20 protein-coding genes and 1 pseudogene are annotated in these 19,468 nt (G+C 53.3%); 11 read left to right on the top strand and 10 right to left on the bottom strand.

The annotated features are described in order from the left end of the window. Positions 1 to 5: 5 nt before the first annotated feature. A complete protein-coding gene (locus P5706_RS10930; protein WP_285679242.1) occupies positions 6 to 827 on the top strand; it encodes a DUF6602 domain-containing protein in 822 nt (273 codons plus the stop codon). Between the two features lie 282 nt (positions 828 to 1,109). On the opposite strand, the gene P5706_RS10925 is transcribed toward P5706_RS10930, so the two are convergent. The 3 genes from P5706_RS10925 to P5706_RS10915 all read right to left on the bottom strand — a co-directional run bounded on the left by P5706_RS10925 (position 1,110) and on the right by P5706_RS10915 (position 4,361). After that, the gene (locus tag P5706_RS10925) at positions 1,110 to 2,399 is read right to left on the bottom strand and encodes a DUF4200 domain-containing protein (protein WP_285679241.1); all 1,290 of its coding nucleotides are present in this window, start codon (positions 2,397 to 2,399) and stop codon (positions 1,110 to 1,112) included. Between the two features lie 531 nt (positions 2,400 to 2,930). Continuing rightward, positions 2,931 to 3,440, bottom strand: a complete 510-nt coding sequence (locus P5706_RS10920; protein WP_285679240.1) for an SLATT domain-containing protein — start codon at positions 3,438 to 3,440, stop codon at positions 2,931 to 2,933. Positions 3,441 to 3,578: 138 nt separating this feature from the next. Then, entirely contained in the window at positions 3,579 to 4,361 is a 783-nt protein-coding gene (locus tag P5706_RS10915; RefSeq protein ID WP_285679238.1) for a DUF4253 domain-containing protein, read from the bottom strand. A gap of 213 nt (positions 4,362 to 4,574) precedes the next feature. On the opposite strand from P5706_RS10915, the gene P5706_RS10910 reads away from it, so the two are divergent. The 4 genes from P5706_RS10910 to P5706_RS10895 all read left to right on the top strand — a co-directional run bounded on the left by P5706_RS10910 (position 4,575) and on the right by P5706_RS10895 (position 6,830). Then, positions 4,575 to 4,811: a hypothetical protein gene (locus P5706_RS10910; RefSeq protein ID WP_122814764.1), complete on the top strand. Its 237-nt coding sequence runs from the start codon at positions 4,575 to 4,577 to the stop codon at positions 4,809 to 4,811. 141 nt (positions 4,812 to 4,952) lie between these two features. Next, a complete protein-coding gene (locus tag P5706_RS10905; RefSeq protein WP_285679237.1) occupies positions 4,953 to 5,357 on the top strand; it encodes a hypothetical protein in 405 nt (134 codons plus the stop codon). A gap of 477 nt (positions 5,358 to 5,834) precedes the next feature. Continuing rightward, on the top strand, positions 5,835 to 6,329 hold the full coding sequence (locus P5706_RS10900) for a hypothetical protein (protein ID WP_285679236.1): 495 nt from the start codon (positions 5,835 to 5,837) through the stop codon (positions 6,327 to 6,329). 168 nt (positions 6,330 to 6,497) lie between these two features. Beyond that, positions 6,498 to 6,830 carry a hypothetical protein gene (locus P5706_RS10895; RefSeq protein ID WP_285679235.1) on the top strand — a complete coding sequence of 111 codons (333 nt, stop codon included), beginning with the start codon at positions 6,498 to 6,500 and terminating at the stop codon, positions 6,828 to 6,830. 68 nt (positions 6,831 to 6,898) lie between these two features. Here P5706_RS10895 and P5706_RS10890 read toward each other — a convergent pair whose 3' ends face one another. The 5 genes from P5706_RS10890 to P5706_RS10870 form a co-directional block, all read right to left on the bottom strand. After that, positions 6,899 to 7,300, bottom strand: coding sequence for a DUF1330 domain-containing protein (locus P5706_RS10890; RefSeq protein WP_285679234.1), 402 nt, complete (start codon positions 7,298 to 7,300; stop codon positions 6,899 to 6,901). 44 nt (positions 7,301 to 7,344) lie between these two features. Beyond that, positions 7,345 to 7,731, bottom strand: a complete 387-nt coding sequence (locus P5706_RS10885; protein WP_285679233.1) for a putative quinol monooxygenase — start codon at positions 7,729 to 7,731, stop codon at positions 7,345 to 7,347. 15 nt (positions 7,732 to 7,746) lie between these two features. After that, a complete protein-coding gene (locus P5706_RS10880) occupies positions 7,747 to 10,125 on the bottom strand; it encodes a membrane-bound PQQ-dependent dehydrogenase, glucose/quinate/shikimate family (protein WP_285679232.1) in 2,379 nt (792 codons plus the stop codon). A 116-nt stretch (positions 10,126 to 10,241) separates the two neighbouring features. Next, positions 10,242 to 11,006 carry an SDR family NAD(P)-dependent oxidoreductase gene (locus P5706_RS10875; protein WP_285679231.1) on the bottom strand — a complete coding sequence of 255 codons (765 nt, stop codon included), beginning with the start codon at positions 11,004 to 11,006 and terminating at the stop codon, positions 10,242 to 10,244. Between the two features lie 17 nt (positions 11,007 to 11,023). Then, on the bottom strand, positions 11,024 to 12,280 hold the full coding sequence (locus tag P5706_RS10870; RefSeq protein ID WP_285679230.1) for a Bcr/CflA family multidrug efflux MFS transporter: 1,257 nt from the start codon (positions 12,278 to 12,280) through the stop codon (positions 11,024 to 11,026). 405 nt (positions 12,281 to 12,685) lie between these two features. Here P5706_RS10870 and P5706_RS10865 point away from each other — a divergent pair, with 405 nt between their 5' ends. Both P5706_RS10865 and P5706_RS10860 read left to right on the top strand, forming a co-directional pair. Further along, complete coding sequence (locus tag P5706_RS10865) at positions 12,686 to 13,177, top strand: (R)-mandelonitrile lyase (protein WP_285679229.1); 492 nt, start codon at positions 12,686 to 12,688, stop codon at positions 13,175 to 13,177. Continuing rightward, positions 13,174 to 13,965, top strand: coding sequence for a carboxymuconolactone decarboxylase family protein (locus tag P5706_RS10860; RefSeq protein ID WP_285679228.1), 792 nt, complete (start codon positions 13,174 to 13,176; stop codon positions 13,963 to 13,965). The genes P5706_RS10865 and P5706_RS10860 overlap by 4 nt, the downstream gene beginning before the upstream one ends. Positions 13,966 to 14,068: 103 nt before the next feature. Here the strand turns inward: P5706_RS10860 and P5706_RS10855 are convergent, their stop codons facing one another. Both P5706_RS10855 and P5706_RS10850 read right to left on the bottom strand, forming a co-directional pair. Next, the gene (locus P5706_RS10855; RefSeq protein WP_285679227.1) at positions 14,069 to 15,007 is read right to left on the bottom strand and encodes a LysR family transcriptional regulator; all 939 of its coding nucleotides are present in this window, start codon (positions 15,005 to 15,007) and stop codon (positions 14,069 to 14,071) included. Between the two features lie 206 nt (positions 15,008 to 15,213). Beyond that, complete coding sequence (locus tag P5706_RS10850) at positions 15,214 to 15,924, bottom strand: SOS response-associated peptidase (protein WP_285679226.1); 711 nt, start codon at positions 15,922 to 15,924, stop codon at positions 15,214 to 15,216. A 98-nt stretch (positions 15,925 to 16,022) separates the two neighbouring features. On the opposite strand from P5706_RS10850, the gene P5706_RS10845 reads away from it, so the two are divergent. The 4 genes and pseudogenes from P5706_RS10845 (at position 16,023) to P5706_RS10830 (ending at position 19,458) form a co-directional block, all read left to right on the top strand. Further along, the gene (locus tag P5706_RS10845) at positions 16,023 to 16,454 is read left to right on the top strand and encodes a LexA family protein (protein ID WP_285679225.1); all 432 of its coding nucleotides are present in this window, start codon (positions 16,023 to 16,025) and stop codon (positions 16,452 to 16,454) included. Further along, a pseudogene (locus P5706_RS10840) lies at positions 16,441 to 16,560 on the top strand (Y-family DNA polymerase); the annotation flags it as partial. The gene P5706_RS10845 and the pseudogene P5706_RS10840, both read left to right, overlap by 14 nt. Before the next feature lie 119 nt (positions 16,561 to 16,679). Beyond that, on the top strand, positions 16,680 to 17,870 hold the full coding sequence (locus P5706_RS10835) for a tyrosine-type recombinase/integrase (protein ID WP_198721184.1): 1,191 nt from the start codon (positions 16,680 to 16,682) through the stop codon (positions 17,868 to 17,870). Then, a complete protein-coding gene (locus P5706_RS10830) occupies positions 17,848 to 19,458 on the top strand; it encodes a site-specific integrase (RefSeq protein WP_232923562.1) in 1,611 nt (536 codons plus the stop codon). Before P5706_RS10835 ends, P5706_RS10830 begins: the two co-directional genes overlap by 23 nt. Positions 19,459 to 19,468 lie beyond the last annotated feature (10 nt).

Below are 19,468 nucleotides of genomic sequence, written 5' to 3'. Positions count from 1 at the left end.
GATCAATGAGCTTATACGGTGGATACATCGAAAGGTTGGCCAGGAAAGTCGAAGCGAGGCTGCAGGACATCGAGGCGATCTACAACTTTGACCTTGGGGATGAATTCGAGGTCGCCATATGCGCTTTGCTGGAGGATATTCTGCCAGCCAAGTACGGAGTGTGCCGGGGTTTTATCATCGCTGAAAATGGCGAAAAGGCCGGGGATGACCTCATTATCTACGACAAGATGTCCAGCCCTACCCTGCGCTCCGGCTTGAGCCGCCAGTTTCCGGTAAAAGAACAAATCCCGGTTGACGCGGTGTACGCCTACATCGAATGCAAGCACTCGATCTCGGACTCAGCGGTATTGGCAAAGGCGGTCAGCCAAGCCGAAGCGGTAAAGAAATTGCTGCTCACACGCCGAGGTCGCACCAACCCTGAGTATCAAGTAGATGGGCCTATCTACAACGGCAGGGCCAGGGACTGGCCCCGTACTTACCCTCCACTCAAGAACCAGCCCTTCTGTGCAGTCTTTGCACGCAAATACTCACCGGACGTTTCTGTTCGCAATATCCAGGGAGACCACGCCCCCGACCTCATGATTCTTGGAAATGACCACATCGCGACACATACGGTGTACATGGGGCCGGACGGTGTCAAATCGTCGCTCTTTTACGACACCAAGTTCGGGGCGCCGCTGTACGTGGAAGCTGCCCCTGGCAACGCCTACGGCTTGGGTCTGGTGATCCTTCTTCAGGCGTTGAGCTGGGTTGAACTGCTGCCGATTGATTGGACTGAGGCGCTGAGCACCACGTTCTTCGACAACCTGCTCAACCGCAAAACCTAACCTAAGCCCTTATACCTCCCCTACCGCCGGGATCTTCGTCTGGCACGACAATGAGCGCTTCTCTGCGAAATCTACCATCTGTCCATGTAAGCCTGAGTTGCAGGCCAACAACCAATGCTGAAAGATAACGAGCTGGACGAAGACCAGCGCTAATACTGCAAACACCATTGTTATGCTACAGACAGTGAAAGCAGTAGGCCTTTTTGAAAGCCTAGACTTGCGAGTCTTAGCAGGCACAACATCTCCGCAGGGCTTACAGAACGACAAGACGCCCGAATAGACTCAAAACGCTGGAGGCTCCCATCCATTGAAGTGTTTCAACGCGTCCAAATCCCCGATCAGTTCTTTCGCTTTAGCCAGCCGCTCGATAACCACTTTCCGCTCATCATCTTCGAGCCTATGCGCAGATCTCTCAATATCGTCAAAGAATGCCTGAATGCTGTTTACCTTTGCCCAAGTCTGAATCACAGCTTCTAGCTGCTCACGGCTATCCTGGATCGCCTCGAGTCGGCGTTTTTCCTCTTCTTTTCTTTGCCACTCAGCCATCTGCAATTGGTGCTTCTGCCGTTCGAGCTCAGCCCTTTCTCGCTCAACCTCTACTTTTTTGGCAAGCCCTGGGGCTTCAGCAATCAAGAATTTGACGATGCTTGGGATTTTGCTGACCAAATCACCAGGTCTGTCCTCGATCCAGCGATGAATCCAATCTACTCGGTAGTAAGGGGAATAAACCTGGAGGCAGAGGCGACCGGTAGGCATGTCGGTACTCATTACCCAATCATTGCGATAAGGAGAGCGACGTTGATTGGCTGGGAGTGAACTCAATCGAACATACTCCTTGTCTACGTACTTGACCTCGACGTACTCACTGATTTCGTAGATGGTCAAACCAAAAACTATGGCTCCGATGTAAACCACGGTAGGACGTTGCGGCTGCCACAGCGAAGGATGTATGTACCTCGTTGAGGCCTTTTCCCTATGATCAACTGACTCACGATTCATATGCTTAGCAGGATCGCTGAGCGCTACTGCAAGACCTTCTTTCATCAGAGCCAAGTAAAACTGGTTGGCAAAACCTACCGCATGGGCTATCCCGGTACGACTCACAATTAAATCCGCCATGGAACGTTTTGTGGGCCGTAAATAACCGTTATCGCTTTCCCGAACCTTCTTAAAGTGCTCTTCAATATCTAGTAAAATTGGGTGCCTGCGAGGCAGTGCAGCAGGGACTGGAGATATTTTTCGGCTCGTTTTTTGACGTTCTTTTGGCAAAGATTTCGAAACCTGGAGAGGCGATCCATTTCGACTCCACGCAGTCAAATCGCCAGGCCGAGATTCGGGCAACAATGGACGCGCTTTAGCTTTGCCCACTGCGACTTGAGCCCAATACCCCACCGGTGGACGAGGAATATTTAAGCTGGTGAAAACTCGAGCCAAATAGCTTGAAGACACCCCATATCGTTCGCCGATTTTGGTCATAGGAGCCGACCAAACCTGTTCATAAAGCGACTCTCTTGTCACGACATCTTCCGACAAGTCATCGGCTGGAGTGAGAACCTCAGATGTGTCTTCCATGGGCGGGAGCTTTAGTCATTTGATGGGTGTCGACTGGATGATCATAGCCCATGCATTATGACGATTCAGGGCAATGGCTCGCTCACCAGCCAAGAAGCATTTTCTTCCCTACTTTGCTTCGCGAATCCAGGCGTTTGAGGGCGAATTGCACCGTCATGAGGCGATTTTGATTGACGAAAAAACAAGCGGTGCAAACAGGGCTCCTGATCGGTCTAAAAAATAAAGAAGGCCCTCAAAAAGGGCCCCTTGGGTAGTCAAATCAAAATCACTTGGCCAACAAGACTCAACAGTGTCACTGCCTGCTCTGCCTTTCTCTTCAAGCCCGCGTGACTGCAACCTTTTGTCACAATAACCTCGCCGCTGTGGGGTTTGATGTAAACCTTAAGCTGACGAGCTTTCCGTGAGCCGGCTTTTGGCGTACGCAACGAAGCATGGTGACCATGCATGGGAATCTAGAGGGTTAATTACCTCCTTAAGGCTTTAGCCATTAATGGCGGGCGCTAAATCAACAAGCCATTACTCTACTTATCATCACACTTCAGATTTGTCCTGTAGAACCCACTCATCTGACACGCCGTGCTTATGCATATAACTATGTACCGACTTCGGAATATGAGGCGACTCTTTAGCGAGCGAATCTATACGCTGACGCATATTATCCAAGCCTTCAAAATTATTTTCCCTACCCGCTTCAAACAAAAACTCCATCTCTCTTCCCAACGCATTGTAATTGGCACCGGCAGCGCGATGTTTTTCAGCAAGTTCTTGATAGCCCAGTGTACTCTGGAGGGCAGTCATTACTGCAGCCAATACACTCATAAACCCAACCACCACCTGCCAAAAAATATCTATTTGTTGCTGCATACTGGCGAACACCGTAGTTCCAACAGCTGCTGAAAAAACAATTGCCGGGATTGAGATCATTTTATGGATAAATGAATATCGCATAGCGGCACGATAATGACCCATTCCAATCGACGCCAACCGCGTATACCACTTATATGCCAGTTTTCCACCTTCGGACTCAGACTCAAAACTCATACACACCCCAAGAGATAATAACGCATTAGAATTTCTTCATCATTAATCTAGCCAATTAAAATTAGTGCCCCCCCTACCCCGGCTATAGGTTGACTTTGATGTATAAATCGACTGGCGAGACTTGGCTATTCACGGAGCTCATTCCACGTAACGAAGCCACAGATAAGTCCGACCAGAGATCACCTGTGCGACTGCAGAAATGCGTGTCTGTAGGTCTTCATCGCTAGTGTTATAGAGCGCACAGAAGTCTTTGGCTACGACGTTAGCAAGTGATGTATCAGGCGGTTCAGCACGAATGAAGCCGATGTAAGAAGCACCTACGCCCATCAACTCATAGCCATGCGCTTCTGAAAAATGACGCGCAACGGCAAAGTTTTTCGCGGGATCCAGATCCGAAGTGAAATAGCCATTCGGAAAAGCCGCGAGTGCCTGGCAGGACTGCTGAACGGGTACCAGGAGCGCTGAAAGAGGCTGCTCTAGAAGAGAGATAGGGTTGTTCTGGTAACCGATCCACTCCTGGAGGGCCTGCTGATCTAGCGTCAAACCATGAGTACAAGCATCCTCGAAAGACGTGGCTGCAACCAGGGTCATGAAATTGCGAAGACAGATTGCGAACTCCTCTTTCGTAGTCGGATAGCCTATGTATTCACCATTCTCAAAGCACTCTGGAGGCAAGCCCGCTATGTCCTGCTCCGATGCATCGTCCATCCCTAAATTATTGCGCACATGTCCCGAGGTGTAGCGGGCTTGGTGCAGATCATCGAGCGAGAACAGAGGTTTAAAGCCTGGATGCGCCTCAGCAATCTTACGACGAGCTTCGGTCAGATCGTCAAAGCTGGTAATCCCGCTCACGCCGTACTCATCGCATGTACCTACAGACGGATTATCACGCTTGCCGTTACCGCGAAATTCGATATCCATAAACCGTGGCCTGCTCCATTTTGGTACTGAATTGAGTGAGTAATCCTAAGCGTTTCAGGATCATCATCGAAGGTCTGCCGCCAAGCGACAATAAGTCTTCCTGCCACCACATAGCAGCGCGCTACGCTAACTTTGACGTTCGCACTTCGAGGTAATGTTGATGTCCGAAACTGGCCTACCATGCAATTTCTAATCGACTCAGGGAAGAAACTGATGACTACAGATCCGTTATGTCTAGTCTTTGTGCCGGCTCTGGCGGCAGTGCTGCAAGCCGCCGAGGATAAAAAGGGCCAGCCGCTTACCGAGATTGAGGTGTGTGAAATCCGAGACAGATCCACCTGCATCGCTTTGCCTTTTAGCGCAGCCTTGGCAGTGGAAGAAGATCGTGGTTATCCAGACATCGTCGCGGAGGACTGCTGGAATCAATGGCAACGTCTACGCTCCCAGTGATTTGCGCCTGTACCAAAACAATGCAGCCCTTCTGTGATCAGACAATCATCCGACTGTAAGCAACCGTTGCTCTCTGTCGGCCACGAGACGCTGGTAGCACACCGAGTACCTCCCTATCTGCCAAAAGTGAGTCACCCCCTCATGAACGAAGGTTGGCAAAACGACGACTATTTCATCATCTTCACGGAGGATGAGAGCTTAGCTGCCATGAAGGCCTACGGATTTGATCATCATCTTCCGGGGTACGCGCTATTAGGTCTAAGAGGATGGGACGACTTTATCGTCATCAACTCTTCCGGAGTAATGTTTACCATTCCGACGCTGCCACTCGATGCGTCCTATGCCGCGCCGTTTGCCCTTCCCCAGCAGATTTCCCTTGAGCCGGACGAGCGTTTCGCTGGCAAGATCAAGTGGTATACGAAGCCCTTAGTCTTTGGGGGCGACCCGGCGGACAAAACAAATTTCGCATGGATCACTCACGAGCAACATGCTGAACTTGTCATCTGGTGGAACGAACAGTACAGGAGCGCCAAAGCACAGAGCTAGTGCAATTTGCCCACAAAGCGGAAATCGCAACACATGCTCAAATGGCGTACTGAGGCACTCACGACTAGCCGAGACCCTATTTTTTTACCAGAGCTGCTGGGTGCTATCGATGAGTGTCCGTCTCCTCAGCCGGATAAAACTCGCCTTCCTTCCCCATCTTTTCCAGCCGTTCGCGCACCATCAACTCAACGTTGGCCACAGCAGCGTGATCGCCAGGGTTGACCACCTTCACGCAAAGACGTCTGACAGATCGCTCGCTGTCAGTTCCCAAATCTGCTTGTCGCGCACCTCATGCCTCCTTGTAGTTTGATTCAGATCCTGCACAGTACAAGGTGCCAGCTTTGTCCTTCAACGAGCTACGGTGGTCAGGGCTGTTGATCTGGTTTAGGCGTTCGGCTTGAAGCAGGCGCTACGACGATAGGCGTGATGTATCATCATTCTCTATGACACAGCCGCACTGCACTAAAGGACTTCGCCATGCACCAAGTTATCAGCGCTGCTTACTACCGACCTAGATTCGCAAGGAGCGCTTGTGCATGGTTAATGATTGACGGCATTGGCATTGAGCAATGGCTGTCCACTCATCTCGAATGGTCAGACGTCGCAAGCCTTGGTCTTTCTCTGATCTGGCTTATCGACGAAGACGAAGACGCTCTTGCGAACCGTCGCATCATCCCGGCGGAGGATGGAAGCTCCACAATCGTGCCGTTGCTGGTCTGTAGCGATGACATGAATTTCGACTGTATCGTCTTGGTCGCTGAGCAGATAATCGAAGGTGACACAGTACACTGGCGGCGCTTTGGTCGTAGTATTTCGGCCAAACTGGAAGTTGGAATCTCGACAAAATGGATCGCCGAGAGCAAGCCGGTAAGCTTTGCATTGGAGGATTTCCAAAACGCATTGGAGCAGTTCACTCAGTTGTCGAAGACGAAGCCAGACAACCATTGCGATGAACCCTTAAGCCCTCAATAGCCTAGCTTACGTTGCATCATATTTATCGCTATCTAGCCCACTACCACGTTGAAATGTTGACCACGTAGCCCGAATTCACAGTGACCATACATGCTCCCAGAGGACACGCTGGAGCCGCCATCCCAGTAGAATTCGTCGAGCTGATTACCGCCCACTTTGAGATGTTCTATGAGCTCTGATTTAACTGAAGAAGAAATGCGTCGTGCCCTATTCGGTACGCCTCAGCCCGAAGAGCAGGTGCCCGCACCTCTAGTAAAAGAGCCTGTGGAAGAAGTTGTGCCCGCGAAACCGGTGGTTGCTCCAGCAGCCAAGAAGAAAGCGAAAGCTTTTACGCCCAGGCTGAGGGTTACGTTACGGGTTGGAAACGAGTTTGAAGGGAAAATGGTCGAGCTGATTCACGAGGCTGATACGTTGAGCTCATTGCTTGCTGAACAAGAGGCCGTGAAGGCCGCTAGGAAGAAGTACAAGTATGTGGACGTCGTCTCGGTAAAGTCGATGTAGCCGCGCCCAGGCTCGCTCTCAAAGGCTCTTATAAGTGTCTTCAACGCTGCGATTTGTACAGGCGGCGCTTATGGTGTCGAAGCTCCCTCAATCAAGTAGACATCCGTCTTGGCTGAGCGCTGGCGGATTTTCCTCAGTTCGGTGTACTCCGCAGAGTTGTACCAAGCCTGGGCTTTTTCGACGCTCGCGAACTCGATGACAACACGGCGACGCTTTGGCGCGTCACCTTCAAGCGAGATGGTCTTCCCGCCCCGCACGATGAAGTGCCCTCCATAGGGTTTGAAGGTTGTTTCTACCTGCGCACTGTAAGGCTTCATCCCCTCGGGATCGGTAACTTCAAACTCGGCGACATAGTACGCCGGTGGTGCGGCAGACTGGGCGTCCGATGCCATCACCTGATAACCGCCCGCCACAAAATACGCCAGCCCCGCCATTGCAATTGCAATTGCCATCACCTTTAAATTTTTCACTCATTTTGCTCCATTGAAAAACAGCTTGCCCAGCGCGGAGCCGGTTATCGGCCAGGCCGGGGACTAAGCTCGATTGGTGTGGTTTCAATCAGGCGCTTCGACAGAATCATCGACTTAGTTGTGGCAGCGTACTTTTTGAAGTGCGGCGATTCGATATGGCTTCGGTATGCCGAGTCGCTCGCGTAGATTTCGAAGAAGTGGAACCAGTTTGGGCGGTCGATTTCGGCGACGGCGTAGATTGATATGACGCCCGGCTCGGCGCGAGTCGACTCTGAGATCTCTTCTTTGACTGCGGCTTGATAGGCCACAACCTGTGCAGGATCGATTTCGAGTTGCGCGATGCGCACCACTAAGCCATTTTCTTCGGCGGCCAGTGCTTGCCCTGCAAGTAATCCAGCCAATGCGAGCACTCCTAATAAACGTTTACCCATCAGGTTCCCCCTCCTTCACTGCGGCAGTGCATACGCCACCACGTAATCACCCTTCTGCGTCGTGGCTGAATTACCGCCAGCGCTGACGACTAAATATTGTCGGCCACTCTTTGGCGAGACGAACGTCATCGGCGTTGCCTCTGCCCCGACAGGCAACCGCCCTTTCCACAGTTCCTTGCCGCTACGAACATCAAAAGCACGGATGTAAAAGTCCTGCGCTGCCGCGATGAATACCAATCCACTGGACGTGGTAATTGGCCCGCCACGGGTTGGCATGCCGATTGGCATAGGCAGGTGAGTGGCGAATCCGAGTGGGCCAGTTTGCTCAGTCGTCCCCAAAGGCATAGACCAGGCGACCTTACGCGTCGCCAAATCAATCGCGCTGATCGTGCCGTATGGAGGTTCTTGGCAGGGGATTCCCAAGGGAGACAGAAAACGCCCCATCTCGATACCCCATGGTGTACCCGCTTGGGGAGCGTTGCCCTCATGCCCGCCACCTGTTGTGCCTGCGTCATCATAAGCTTTACGGGGAATCATCCGGCTCCAGGTGGCAACCCTGGTGTCATTGACGATCATGTAACCCAGGTTCTCGGCAACGGAAACAGAACCCCAGTTCATACCGCCCAACCAGCTCGGATACTGGAGAGTCAGGCGTTCACTGGGTGGCGTGAACTCACCCTCGTATCGTGCCTTGCGAAAGTCGATCCTGCAGATCAGTTGATCTAGCGGTGTCAGCCCCCACATCCGTTTTTCGCTTAATGGTTCTATACCCAGGGCCGGCATTCCAACCGAATACGGTTGTGTGGGCGACAGCCGATCATCTGCGACGCCTCCTTGCGGAACCTGGCGCTCTACTACTTGAGCTATCGGCATACCGGAGCGTCGATCCAACATGAAGATCTGGCCGCGCTTGGTGGTTTGAATCAGCGCTGGTAGCGTTCCACCCTGACCGTCTGGCAAGTCATAGAGCGCTGGTTGCGACGGCACGTCGTAATCCCAAAGGTCATGATGCACGGTCTGGAAGTGCCAACGCTCACGACCAGTGGCGATATCCAGCGCTACGATTGATGAAGAGTAACGATCATCTGCCTCAGTCCTGTGGCCGCCCCAAAAGTCGGGAGTGGCGTTGCCAGTTGGAAGGTAGATCAAACCAAGTTCATCGTCGAAAGCCGGGGTCGACCAGACATTGGGCGTTCCCGCTGTATAGTTCTCGCCTTCTGGTGGTTCACGAAGGATGGCTGGATTGCCCAAATCCCACGCCCAAGCGAGTTTTCCTGTGTGGACGTCAAAGGCACGAACGACACCCGAGGGTTCACCCGTTTTCTGGTTGTCCCACACCAAGCCTCCAACCACTACCAGGTTTCGCACGACGGTTGGAGCTGCTGTCGGGAAGTAGAGCTCCTGATCGGAACTGCCCATTCCGCTACGCAAGCTAACGCTGCCGTGATCACCGAAATCATCGCAGGACGCTCCCGTTTGAGCGTCAACAGCAACAATTCGAGCGTCGACGGTCGTTGAAATGATCCGGCGCGAGCAGGCTGGTACGGGTATCGGAGCGTCAGCGGCTGAAACCTCGGTCGCTGCATCGTGATAACCCACTCCACGGCAGCGCGGATAAACGTTGTTAGCCTGTACGTTCGGGTTGTGGTGCCAGATCTCTTTTCCCGTATCAGCATCCAGGGCGAATAACTGGCTCGACTGCGTACATCCATAAAGCACACCGCTAACGTGAAGCGGTGTAACAACGTGCCCTTCCCTGCCCCTCGGAACCTCTCCAGTGCGGTACGTCCAGGCAACTTTCAAATCGGATACGTTTTGCGGGTTGATCTTGTCTAGCACAGCGTGACGCGTACCTGATGGGGTGTGCCCGAAATATCGCCAATCCGTAGCAGGTTCGACGGTTCCCACGGCCTTGCCAGCAACAGGTGATGACGTTCCTTCTGCAGTCTGGATCGGTTGCGGTTGCAGGGCTGCATAAAACGTAGCACCTAAGGCCACGGTCACCACAGCGGCGCCTGGGTATCCGATCTTGCTGATGGACGATTTGCCGCCATTACGCAGCCATGGCATAGCCAAAAATACCAACAGCGCCAACACCGCCAGCGCTGTCAAACGGGAAAATAGCGGCCAGAACGCGAAGCCAACGTCCCATACAGACCAGACTACCGAAGCAAGGAAAACCAGAAGAAAGACGACTGCCCCCGAAGCTCGACGGCGAACCAATTGCAGACCACCGAACGTCATGCCAAGGCCCGAAAGCGCGAAGTACCAGGAACCGCCCAAGGTAATGAGATAGCTGCCGCCCGCGAGCATAAATAGTCCAGCCAGCAGGATGATGATACCCAACGCAATCACCGTCATCGTTTTTGCTTTGGATGGATTCGATTCCGACATGTAGCTCTTCCTTTGATGGACGGTTGGAGGTCAGGCATTACTTGCAAGGGCCGCGCTGCCTAGGATTCAAGCATTGGAAAATCAGCGCACTGTTGAAGGATCATTTCGCGGCGTGATCACCGCATAACGAATCCGCCATCCACTGAAATGGACTGGCCTGTGACATAACTCGAGGCGCTACTGCTTAACCAGAGAACCGCGTCGGCGATCTCCTCTGGCCTGCCATGTCGGCCCATTGGCACCGCCTTGGTCATGCCCTCAAGCGCTTCGCCCTGCCCGGCAGCAACCATCTGATCGACCATCGGCGTCCAGATCAGTCCTGGACAAACTGCATTGACACGAATATTCCGAGCTGCATATTCCAATGCCGCGCTTTTGGTCAGCCCTATCACTCCATGCTTGGCTGCGTGGTAGTTGGCGCGCTCGGCTCCTCCGATCAGCCCGCCCAAAGACGAACAGTTGACGATGGTGCCGCTGCCTTGGCAACGCATGTGCTCCAGCTCAAACTTCATGCAGCTCCAAACACCGCGAAGATTGACCGACATCACTTTGTCGTAATCTTCCACGGTGGCATCAGCCGTTTCTGCAAGGAGGTTCTGGATACCGGCATTATTGAAAGCAGCATCCAGGCGACCGAACGTTGCGATTGCTTCTTTCACCATGGCTTCGACCTGATCGATTTGCGCGACATCGCACCGGATCCCGATGGCTTGATGACCGGCCTTCACCAGAGCCTCAGCGGCAGCATTGGCCGCGTCACCATCAACATCGGCTAAGGCAACTGAGGCTCCAGCCTCGGCGAATGCCTTGGCCGTTGCCAGACCGATACCGGAGGCGGCGCCAGTGACCAGGGCGACTCTATTTTCAAATGAGAAGCTCATCGATATTTCCTCTAATGCTAAGACTGCTGCGTCGGTTGTGGAGTGCGCAGGGCGAAGGCCGCACTAAGTGCGCACCCCAAGCCGCAGATGCCTACAACCCACCCCATGGGCCAAGGCGTACCATCAGCAAAAACGGCCACCAATGCCGAGCCCAAAATCCCCGATCCGTACTGCAATGCGCCGGCAAGTGCCGAGGCCGAACCGGCAAATTCAGGGAGGCAATTAAGCGCACCAGTGATTGCGTTGGCCAGCACGAAGCCGGTGGCCGATACGAATAGAAAACAGCCGCAAATCAACAGCGGCAGACCACCCCAATCTGCCCAGGTGGTGCCAGCAATAATGACGCCGGCAATGCCAGAGATCAGTCCGCCCATCACCATCATGGCGTCACTACCTCGTCGTTTCAGCAGGCGCGCGTTGAGCTGATTAGTCACCATTAGCCCGACAATCCCAGCGCCAAACAATGCGCCGTACCATTGCGGACTGACGTGGTGATACTCGATGTAAGCGAAGGGAGAACCCGCGATATAGGCGAACGTACCGGCGTAGAAAAAACCGCCAGTGCCGATGTAGGCCAGGAACTTCGGCGTACGCAATAGCGCACCGTAGCGCTTTGCAATGGCTGGCAGTGACGTGGGGCTACGCCGCGCTGACGGTAATGTCTCAGGCAACCAAAGCAAGCTCGTCAGCGTCGCTACACCCAATAGCACCAATGTCCAGAAGATCGCGTGCCACGACAACAGATGGAGAATCTGCCCACCAACTGTCGGCCCCGCGAGCGGTGCGATTGCCATGACCGTCATCAGCGTCGACATCTTCTGTGCGGCCCGCCGCCCCTCATACAAATCCCGCACCATGGCGCGTGCAAGTACCACATTCGCACAAGCGCCAAATGCTTGAACTAAGCGCCAAGCAATCAGGGCTTTCCCGCTGGTCGAGAGTGCACAGCCGGCAGAGCCGGCTATGAACAACAGGCAGCCAAGTGCCACGGGTAATCTTCGACCAAACCGGTCGCTGAACGGCCCCCAGAAAAGTTGGCCGACACTGAAGCCCGCTAGGTAACCGCTGATGGTTAATTCCATCGTGGCGCCGTCCGCATGTAGATCGGCGGCCATCACTGGCATCCCAGGCAAATAGAGATCCGTGGAGATAGATGCAAACGCGAGCAGCGCGCTGAGGATCAGCAGGATGCTCAAGCCGTGCTCTCGCTCTCCTTGGTCGCTGCCGACGCCAAGCCCCGGATGCTTGGTCGTTGCCACGCTGGTCTGACTCACCGGACACTCCCTGTCCGTGAGCGGTAATCCGGCCATGTCTTATCCAACGCAGGGCCGCCGAGCGATTTCAAAGCGGCTATAGCCGAGCTGGACATGCGTTTATGGATCATCAATAAACCTCCGTCGGGCATCGTAGGGATTGCAGCCGTGAACGGGACTGCTGAGGCCACCCACGCTAATAAAGGAGGAAGAAGATGAATATGGGGCAAATCCGGGATGTTCTGATGAGTGATGCTCAGCAATCTAGGCAGCGTTTGCGCTAGAGGGCTCGAGTCAGTAGGAGCAAGCGCGCAGCGGGACTAATGAAAGATATTCATCGCTTCATGTCGGTTTTGCCGTGTAGTCGTCAGGAAGGTCTTGCAATAGCTTGTCAGCTCTAATGCATTTCCAGCAGGAGCTTGCCTCATGAGAACACTCGTCTCTGCCTCAATGCTGACTGCGGCGATCCTGTCCGACGCGTCTGCGTACGCAGCGGATCTGCCGGAGGATCAAGCCATGAGTATTGTCAGGAATGGCGACCAGGCCTCACTTATGGGGGCTCCCGGCAATTTCGTCGGCAACGCAAGGATCGACCCTCTGTTCGCTGCACGTGCCCCCTCCACTGCTTCCGCAGGTGCGGTGACATTCCAGCCAGGGGCTCGATCTGCCTGGCATACACATCCTAAAGGCCAAACGCTTGTAGTCACCGCAGGCGTTGGCTGGATTCAGCAGGTGGGCGGTGAGAAAACTGTAATCAAGCCAGGCGATGTCGTCTGGACACCGCCCGGCGTTAAACACTGGCACGGGGCGACCGCGACCACGGGTATGACCCATATCGCGATCCAGGAGGCCATGGATGGAAAGAATGTCGTATGGATGGAGCCGGTCAACGAAGCGCAATACGAGGCATCGAGATGAGGCCTTTTCAAGCAGGCGTCGTCTGCCTCTGCCTGCTCCTGGCCGCTTGTGCCTCAACGGATCGCAACGCCAAAACATCACAACTTCCCGTAGTGCCGACGCTGGATGACGTAAGAGCAGTATCGCCAGCGTTGGCTCACAGCACTGAGTCGACCCTTTTGGGCGAAGTCTGGAAACGTCCAGGACTGTCTACCCGAGATCGCAGCCTAATCACCCTCGCGGTGCTAATTTCCGAGCAGCAGACCGTAGAGCTCGCCTATCACCTGAATCTGGCCTTGGATAACGGCGTCAAGGCGTCAGAAATCTCCGAAGTCATCAATCATCTCGCCTTTTATACGGGCTGGGGCAACGCCACGGCAACCATACTCATCACGAAGGATGTATTTGCGAAGCGCGGCATCACTGCAGACCAACTGCCGCCCGTGGCACCACCGTTACTACCCATTGACCAAGCTTCGGAGAAGGTTCGTACAGCATTCGTCGATAAAACGGTCGGCCCGGTATCTCCAGGTCTCGTCTATTACACCAGTGCATCGTTATTCCATGACCTGTGGTTGCGCCCAGGGCTCGCACCACGTGAACGAAGTTTAATCACCGTGAGTGCGCTGATTGGTACCGGGCAAGTCGCTCAACTTGGCGCTCATTTGAATCGAGCAATGGATAATGGCCTCACCCAAGGGCAGGCATCAGAAATGCTCACGCAATTAGCCTTCTACACCGGTTGGCCCAACGTGTTTACCGCTGTGCCTGTGGTCAGCGAAGTGTTTGCGAGCCGGCAGAAGTCCTGAAGGAAGAAACCTCTGATGCGTGATGAACTTGAAGAGGTGAACAGAACACCATAGGCCACCGCTAGCTGATGATCGCTGGCATTGATTATTCGCATATGCTGCTTCACAAACTATCGAGGGTGGCCACAGGCGATGGCTCATCAAGGGGCTGCAGCTCGCGGATGAGGTCGATCAGCAGACGCAGGCCCATCGGTAACTGCCGGTGACTCGAGTAGTACATGTGAAAACCAGGTGCGATGCTGGCCCAATCATCAAGAACCGTTGTGACGTACCCGCTCGCGATAAGAGGCGCCATGGCCGGTTCTGGCGCATACATCAAGCCGGCCCCTTGCCGAGCTAAAGACAGGCCGACACGGGTTTCGTCGATGGTAATCAATCCAGGAACCGCAATCGAAATTGCTTCCTCGCCCTTCTCGAACTCCCAGTCGTACATACAGCCGTTGCCCAAACGAATGCGCAAACAGCGGTGCTTGAGCAAATCCTGCGGATGTTCTGGAACACCAAAGCGCTTCAGGTATTGCGGAGCGCCAGCCACGACCCAGCGGATGTCCGGAGACAAACGTTGCGCGATCATGTCCTCCGGAACAGTGCCGCCGTAGCGTATACCTGCGTCATGGCCACCGCCGATAACATCGACGATCAGGTTGGTCACAGTCAGATCGATCTGGATTTCCGGGTAGCGGTCGTTGAAGACGGGCAATACGGGGCCGAGTAAAAAATCTGCGGCATCGCTGAGCAAGTTTAAGCGAATACGACCAGTAGGCTCATCGCGGAAACGATTGAGAACCTCCATGGCCTGCCCCATCTCAAGCATGGGCTCACTTATTAGCTTGTGCAGCTCTTCGCCCGCCACAGTGAGCGTGACGCTGCGAGTGGTGCGATTGAGTAAACGAACGCCGATTCTGGTTTCCAGCCCCTTGATGGCATGGCTCAAGGCGGAGGCACTAATCCCAACCTCTTTGCCTGCGCGGTTGAAACTCTGATGGCGAGCAATGGCGAGAAAGTAGACAAAGTCTGCGAGGTTGGCGCGGCTTACGTTCATGAGGCCTCACAACTTAAATTCGGGATGGGATCCGGAAGAGCGACCACGTCAGATGATTCTACGGATCACATACCCGTATTTTGATGAATCTCCTTCATCAAACTATCGCATCAGACTCATCAGTTGACCTACTAATCGAAATTTCCGCCTCATTGCGCCGTACTAATAGGCCTTAGCTAGCCACCTTCTTATCCCCTCTGCTCTCATCAATCGTCTACATCCGAAGCCAAGGAAAGCGGTTGAATAAGATGTGGGCCCTGATTACGAAAGTTACCCACATCCTTGCCAACCTTGTACCAATGAAAATCTTCAGCAGGCCTGCAGTGCTCCATTGCCAGTTCCCGAGCTCGTTCCGGTGAGGTGTCGGGATCTATCCATTCGCGGGCGTGCTCAGGTGCCAAGACCAAGGGCTTGCGATCATGGATATCGACCATACCTTGGTCACTCGCAGCGGTGATGATCACAAAGCCGTCTCGATCATCTGGTTCCAGACCTTCGTGCACCTCAGCCAAACCCGCAAAGAACATCGGTATCTGCTCTTTCAGGGTTATGAAATACGGCTGTTTTTTCTTTGGATCTTCTTCGTCCTTGACCCATTCGAACCAGCCGTTCGCCGGCGCGAGTACGCGACCATTTGGCCAAAGCTGATTGAAGAATTTCCCGGTCATGACGGTCTCGACTCTCGCGTTTATTGGATCAGGACGCTTTCCCTTCGCCCAGAATGGCGCCCATCCCCATTTAACCTTATCGACACTCAAGCTCTCTCCCACTGGCCGGATGATTTCCACCCGCGTAGAAGGCGCGACGTTGTACCGCTCGACGGGCCACAGGTCATAGCCATTGATCACCAACTGCTTCGGCGCAAGCTCCTTTAGGTAGTGATCCATCGATTCGTAGATCGAGTAGCGTCCGCACATGGTGTCACCCGTCGAATTGTCGTACCTAAGAGATTGACCGCAAGCGAACCAAATCGTTAACTGTATATACGTACAGTTAACCCCGTAAGGCTTGAATCATGAGCATCACCATCCTCGGCCCTCTCGCGTCTGGCGGCATAAAGCTGCCCTTCTATTCATCCAGGGTGCCGGCGGGCTTCCCCTCCCCTGCGGCTGATCACATCGAAAAGCACATTTCCCTTGATGAGCTGTTCGATATCCGCGCGCCGCACGTGTACCTGGTGAGGATTGATGGAGACAGCATGCAGGGCGCCGGAATCTATTCGGGTGATCTGGTGGTGGTTGATCGGAGCATCGATGCGGTCAGCGGCGATATCGTCATTGCCGCACTCAATTCCGAGCCCTTCTGCAAGCGTCTGCTACTGCGCGAGAACGCCGTGATGCTTTTGTCAGAGAATTCAAAATACCCGGCAAGGCATGTCATGGAGGGCGATGAGCTGGTGATCTGGGGTGTGGTGAAATACAGCGTGCGCGATCATGACAACACGTGAACCTGTATTTGCCCTGATTGACTGCAACTCGTTCTATGCGAGCTGCGAGCGAGTGTTCAGACCCGACCTAGCAAAGACACCTATCGTGGTGCTGTCCAACAACGATCTGAGGGGTGGATATCGTTAGTAACTCCTGTAGAGTCCGCGCCACCTTCTGAACCCATCTGGAACAGCCGCTTCTAGGCTTCATAAGGCAACCCATAGGTGATGGTTTAGGGCAGCGGCATGAGGCTGGTATTCGCAACAAAAGACCTAACATTGGTAGGTCGATCCTTTGAAGGCTTTCCTTTGCTGATTGGGTCAGAGGGATGGCCAGTCGAGCCGGCACAATCCTTCCTTTGGCACACGCTGATCGAATTAGGTGAGGCCCTAAGCGATTTGACCTGGGAAGCCTATGGGCGGCGTCTGTACGATTACTTCGCCTTTCTGGAAGCCAATGGTTTAGCGTGGGATGAAGAAAGCCCGGCCCATGGTCTGAGCATTCTGTCGAGGTACAGGGATTGGTCTAGCGGAGAATTAGCACTTGATCCCAAAACGGTAAACAGCCGACTGGCCCTGATCGTGAGGTTCTACCGATGGGCCAAGCAGCGCAACCTGATAACCGTGCTGCCCTTCGGTGAGAAAAGGGTCAGGGTGGCTCCACATTCCGGTCTTCTCAGTCATGTCGCTAAACCCGGAGCCGAGAGCACGAAGGCTTCGGTGATGGTGCGTGACCGCAAGCGCCTGACCAAATTCTTGACCAAAGATCAAGTCAAGGTATGCCTTGCGCTAGATGCTGATCCAAGCCACCAGATATTGTTTCACCTCATGGTACGTACAGGCCTCCGCTCCTGTGAGGCTAGGTCTTTTCCTCTCAAGTATGTGTTCAACCCTAGGTTGAAGAGTGGACTGCGCCCAGGTCAAATGATCAGCGTTGCCCTTGATCCTTCAGACATGCATATCAAGTACGACAGACCCAGGACTATCGATGTGCCATGGTCGCTGATGGAGAGCATGTGGTCTTATTCCCTTCACCAGCGAGAGGTCCGTAAGTCCAATGGTGATGAGAGTGTTACTGCACTGCTGCTCACTAATGAAGGCAGGCATTACTCAAAGGATTCCGTAGTGGACGTTATGAAGTCCTATGAGCGAAAGTGCGGCTTCTATGTTCGGGCTCATATGCTACGCCACACTTATGGGACGTATACCTTGCTTGCTCTTCGAAAAAGCAAAGAATTTGAAGGTGAGCCGCTATTGTATGTCAGAGACAGGCTGGGGCATTCCGATGTTCAAACAACGATGATTTACTTGCATCTCATCAACCAGCTGGAGGCTCAATCCGTTCTTGCGCATGAGGACGAAATTGACATGATGTTCATGGCTGAATCCACTAAACGCACCTGGGGTAGTTACGTTGGCCCGGCAAAAGAACTATAAGGCGGTCCTGCAGTCCGTCACGAAAGGATTCGAGGCTGTCGAAGACAGCATCAAAATTGATTTACCTAGAAACCCGAGAAATCATAGGCAGCTCGACCATTCTCAATACATAGGTTTGGGCTTCGACGCTTGGGCAATTCAAAGCATTTACGTTATCAAAGCGTTGCTGCAAGGAGGGAACTTCTCTGTAGCCACTTTGATTGGTTACTCTGTGAACGGGTTGAGGTTCTTTCTGCGTTTCGTAGGTGGAAGTTCGGTCGAGTCGCCGCCCGCTACGCCGAACGGCCTGACCAAACGCCATTTGGAACGTTATGTCTCTTGGCTAAAGCTAAAGTACCCCAACGGCTCGACAGCCAAGAACTATTACACCAGCTTTAAGTCATTGGTCTTTGTTCTGGCTGATTATGGATTTGTAGAAATCGATACTGACGATCTCTTTCCGCCCAATCCATTCCCCAACAATGCGCAGAGTACGAAAGACGCAGATCCGCTTACCATGGGGGAAATGCAAAGGCTACTCGGGGCATTAAAGTCCGACCTTGTTGCTATCCATAAGGGCACGTTCCTTGGCAATGGAGCAGAGGCAATGGCAGTGATGCTACTAATCACGGCGGCGAGGTCAGGTATTAATACCACGCCACTTTTAGAAATGACGAGAGACGCCCTAAAGCCTCACCCGTTTGTGCCAAATCTCAGATTGATAACTACTAACAAGCGTCGGGGTAAAGGTGCGCAAAGTAAAACAATACGTCAAACTAATCTGCTAGATAAGTACAGCGCTATTCCGCTCGATGGAGTTGCAGTCTTGAATAAGGCCCTTGAAATCAGCAAGCCGCTTGTAGCACTAGCATCCGAGGAGATTTATTCATATGTATGGTTGTATCGTTCAGGGCAACGGGGTGGCGCGAACAACATTGTTACCCTGACGGCCGGCGCTTTATACGTGTCTATCAAAAGTATTTGTGAGCGTCACGCACTCCAGGACGATCTAGGTGATCGACTACATGTCACGCTTAGTCGACTGCGGAAGACTATGGAAAGCCGTTTGTGGAAGCTGAGCGGTGGAGACATTCTAGAAGTGTCCTCCGTTATGGGCCATACGCCGGGCGTTGCGGATAATCACTACTTAAAAATCAATGATGAGATTAAGACCGAAGGGGCAACTTTTGTTGGGGAGGCTTTTCCAGACAAGCTACGGGGCATCCACGTCACACCTACCCCGCCAGGCGGCTGCAAAGATAGCCTTTACGGTGGTTGGGCGCCTAAGGACGGCGTAAATCACTGTTCTGAGTTTATTCACTGCCTCGGTTGCCCTAGCTATGCGATTGTAGGCACATTGGAGGACTTATACCGGCTGTTCAGTTACCAGCAGTTCCTTCATGCCGAAGTCGAATATTTTCTCACTGATGAGTGGGAGGCATGGCGTAAGCGTCAGCTTGACTATATTAACCTTATCAATGAGTTCACTTCACGAAAATTTGATGCCGCTTTAGTTGAGCGAGCAAAGTCCAAGGCTGAATCAACTCCGCACTTGTTCTGGGCTAAAAAAATCGAGTTCATGAAGAAAAAAATGGGAGGCGGTAGTTGAACATACGAAG

It is taken from the genome of Pseudomonas sp. ChxA, from assembly GCF_030263855.1.
GTDB classification, from domain to species: Bacteria; Pseudomonadota; Gammaproteobacteria; order Pseudomonadales; family Pseudomonadaceae; genus Aquipseudomonas; species Aquipseudomonas fluorescens_CB.
This window is presented reverse-complemented; position numbering and strand designations above follow the sequence as displayed.

Coding starts and splice junctions, on each gene's coding strand:
- P5706_RS10930 (WP_285679242.1), top strand. CDS start 6: ATGAGCTTATACGGTGGATACATCGAAAGGTTGGCCAGGAAAGTCGAA.
- P5706_RS10925 (WP_285679241.1), bottom strand. CDS start 2,399: ATGGAAGACACATCTGAGGTTCTCACTCCAGCCGATGACTTGTCGGAA.
- P5706_RS10920 (WP_285679240.1), bottom strand. CDS start 3,440: ATGAGTTTTGAGTCTGAGTCCGAAGGTGGAAAACTGGCATATAAGTGG.
- P5706_RS10915 (WP_285679238.1), bottom strand. CDS start 4,361: ATGGATATCGAATTTCGCGGTAACGGCAAGCGTGATAATCCGTCTGTA.
- P5706_RS10910 (WP_122814764.1), top strand. CDS start 4,575: ATGACTACAGATCCGTTATGTCTAGTCTTTGTGCCGGCTCTGGCGGCA.
- P5706_RS10905 (WP_285679237.1), top strand. CDS start 4,953: ATGAACGAAGGTTGGCAAAACGACGACTATTTCATCATCTTCACGGAG.
- P5706_RS10900 (WP_285679236.1), top strand. CDS start 5,835: ATGCACCAAGTTATCAGCGCTGCTTACTACCGACCTAGATTCGCAAGG.
- P5706_RS10895 (WP_285679235.1), top strand. CDS start 6,498: ATGAGCTCTGATTTAACTGAAGAAGAAATGCGTCGTGCCCTATTCGGT.
- P5706_RS10885 (WP_285679233.1), bottom strand. CDS start 7,731: ATGGGTAAACGTTTATTAGGAGTGCTCGCATTGGCTGGATTACTTGCA.
- P5706_RS10880 (WP_285679232.1), bottom strand. CDS start 10,125: ATGTCGGAATCGAATCCATCCAAAGCAAAAACGATGACGGTGATTGCG.
- P5706_RS10875 (WP_285679231.1), bottom strand. CDS start 11,006: ATGAGCTTCTCATTTGAAAATAGAGTCGCCCTGGTCACTGGCGCCGCC.
- P5706_RS10865 (WP_285679229.1), top strand. CDS start 12,686: ATGAGAACACTCGTCTCTGCCTCAATGCTGACTGCGGCGATCCTGTCC.
- P5706_RS10860 (WP_285679228.1), top strand. CDS start 13,174: ATGAGGCCTTTTCAAGCAGGCGTCGTCTGCCTCTGCCTGCTCCTGGCC.
- P5706_RS10855 (WP_285679227.1), bottom strand. CDS start 15,007: ATGAACGTAAGCCGCGCCAACCTCGCAGACTTTGTCTACTTTCTCGCC.
- P5706_RS10850 (WP_285679226.1), bottom strand. CDS start 15,924: ATGTGCGGACGCTACTCGATCTACGAATCGATGGATCACTACCTAAAG.
- P5706_RS10845 (WP_285679225.1), top strand. CDS start 16,023: ATGAGCATCACCATCCTCGGCCCTCTCGCGTCTGGCGGCATAAAGCTG.
- P5706_RS10835 (WP_198721184.1), top strand. CDS start 16,680: ATGAGGCTGGTATTCGCAACAAAAGACCTAACATTGGTAGGTCGATCC.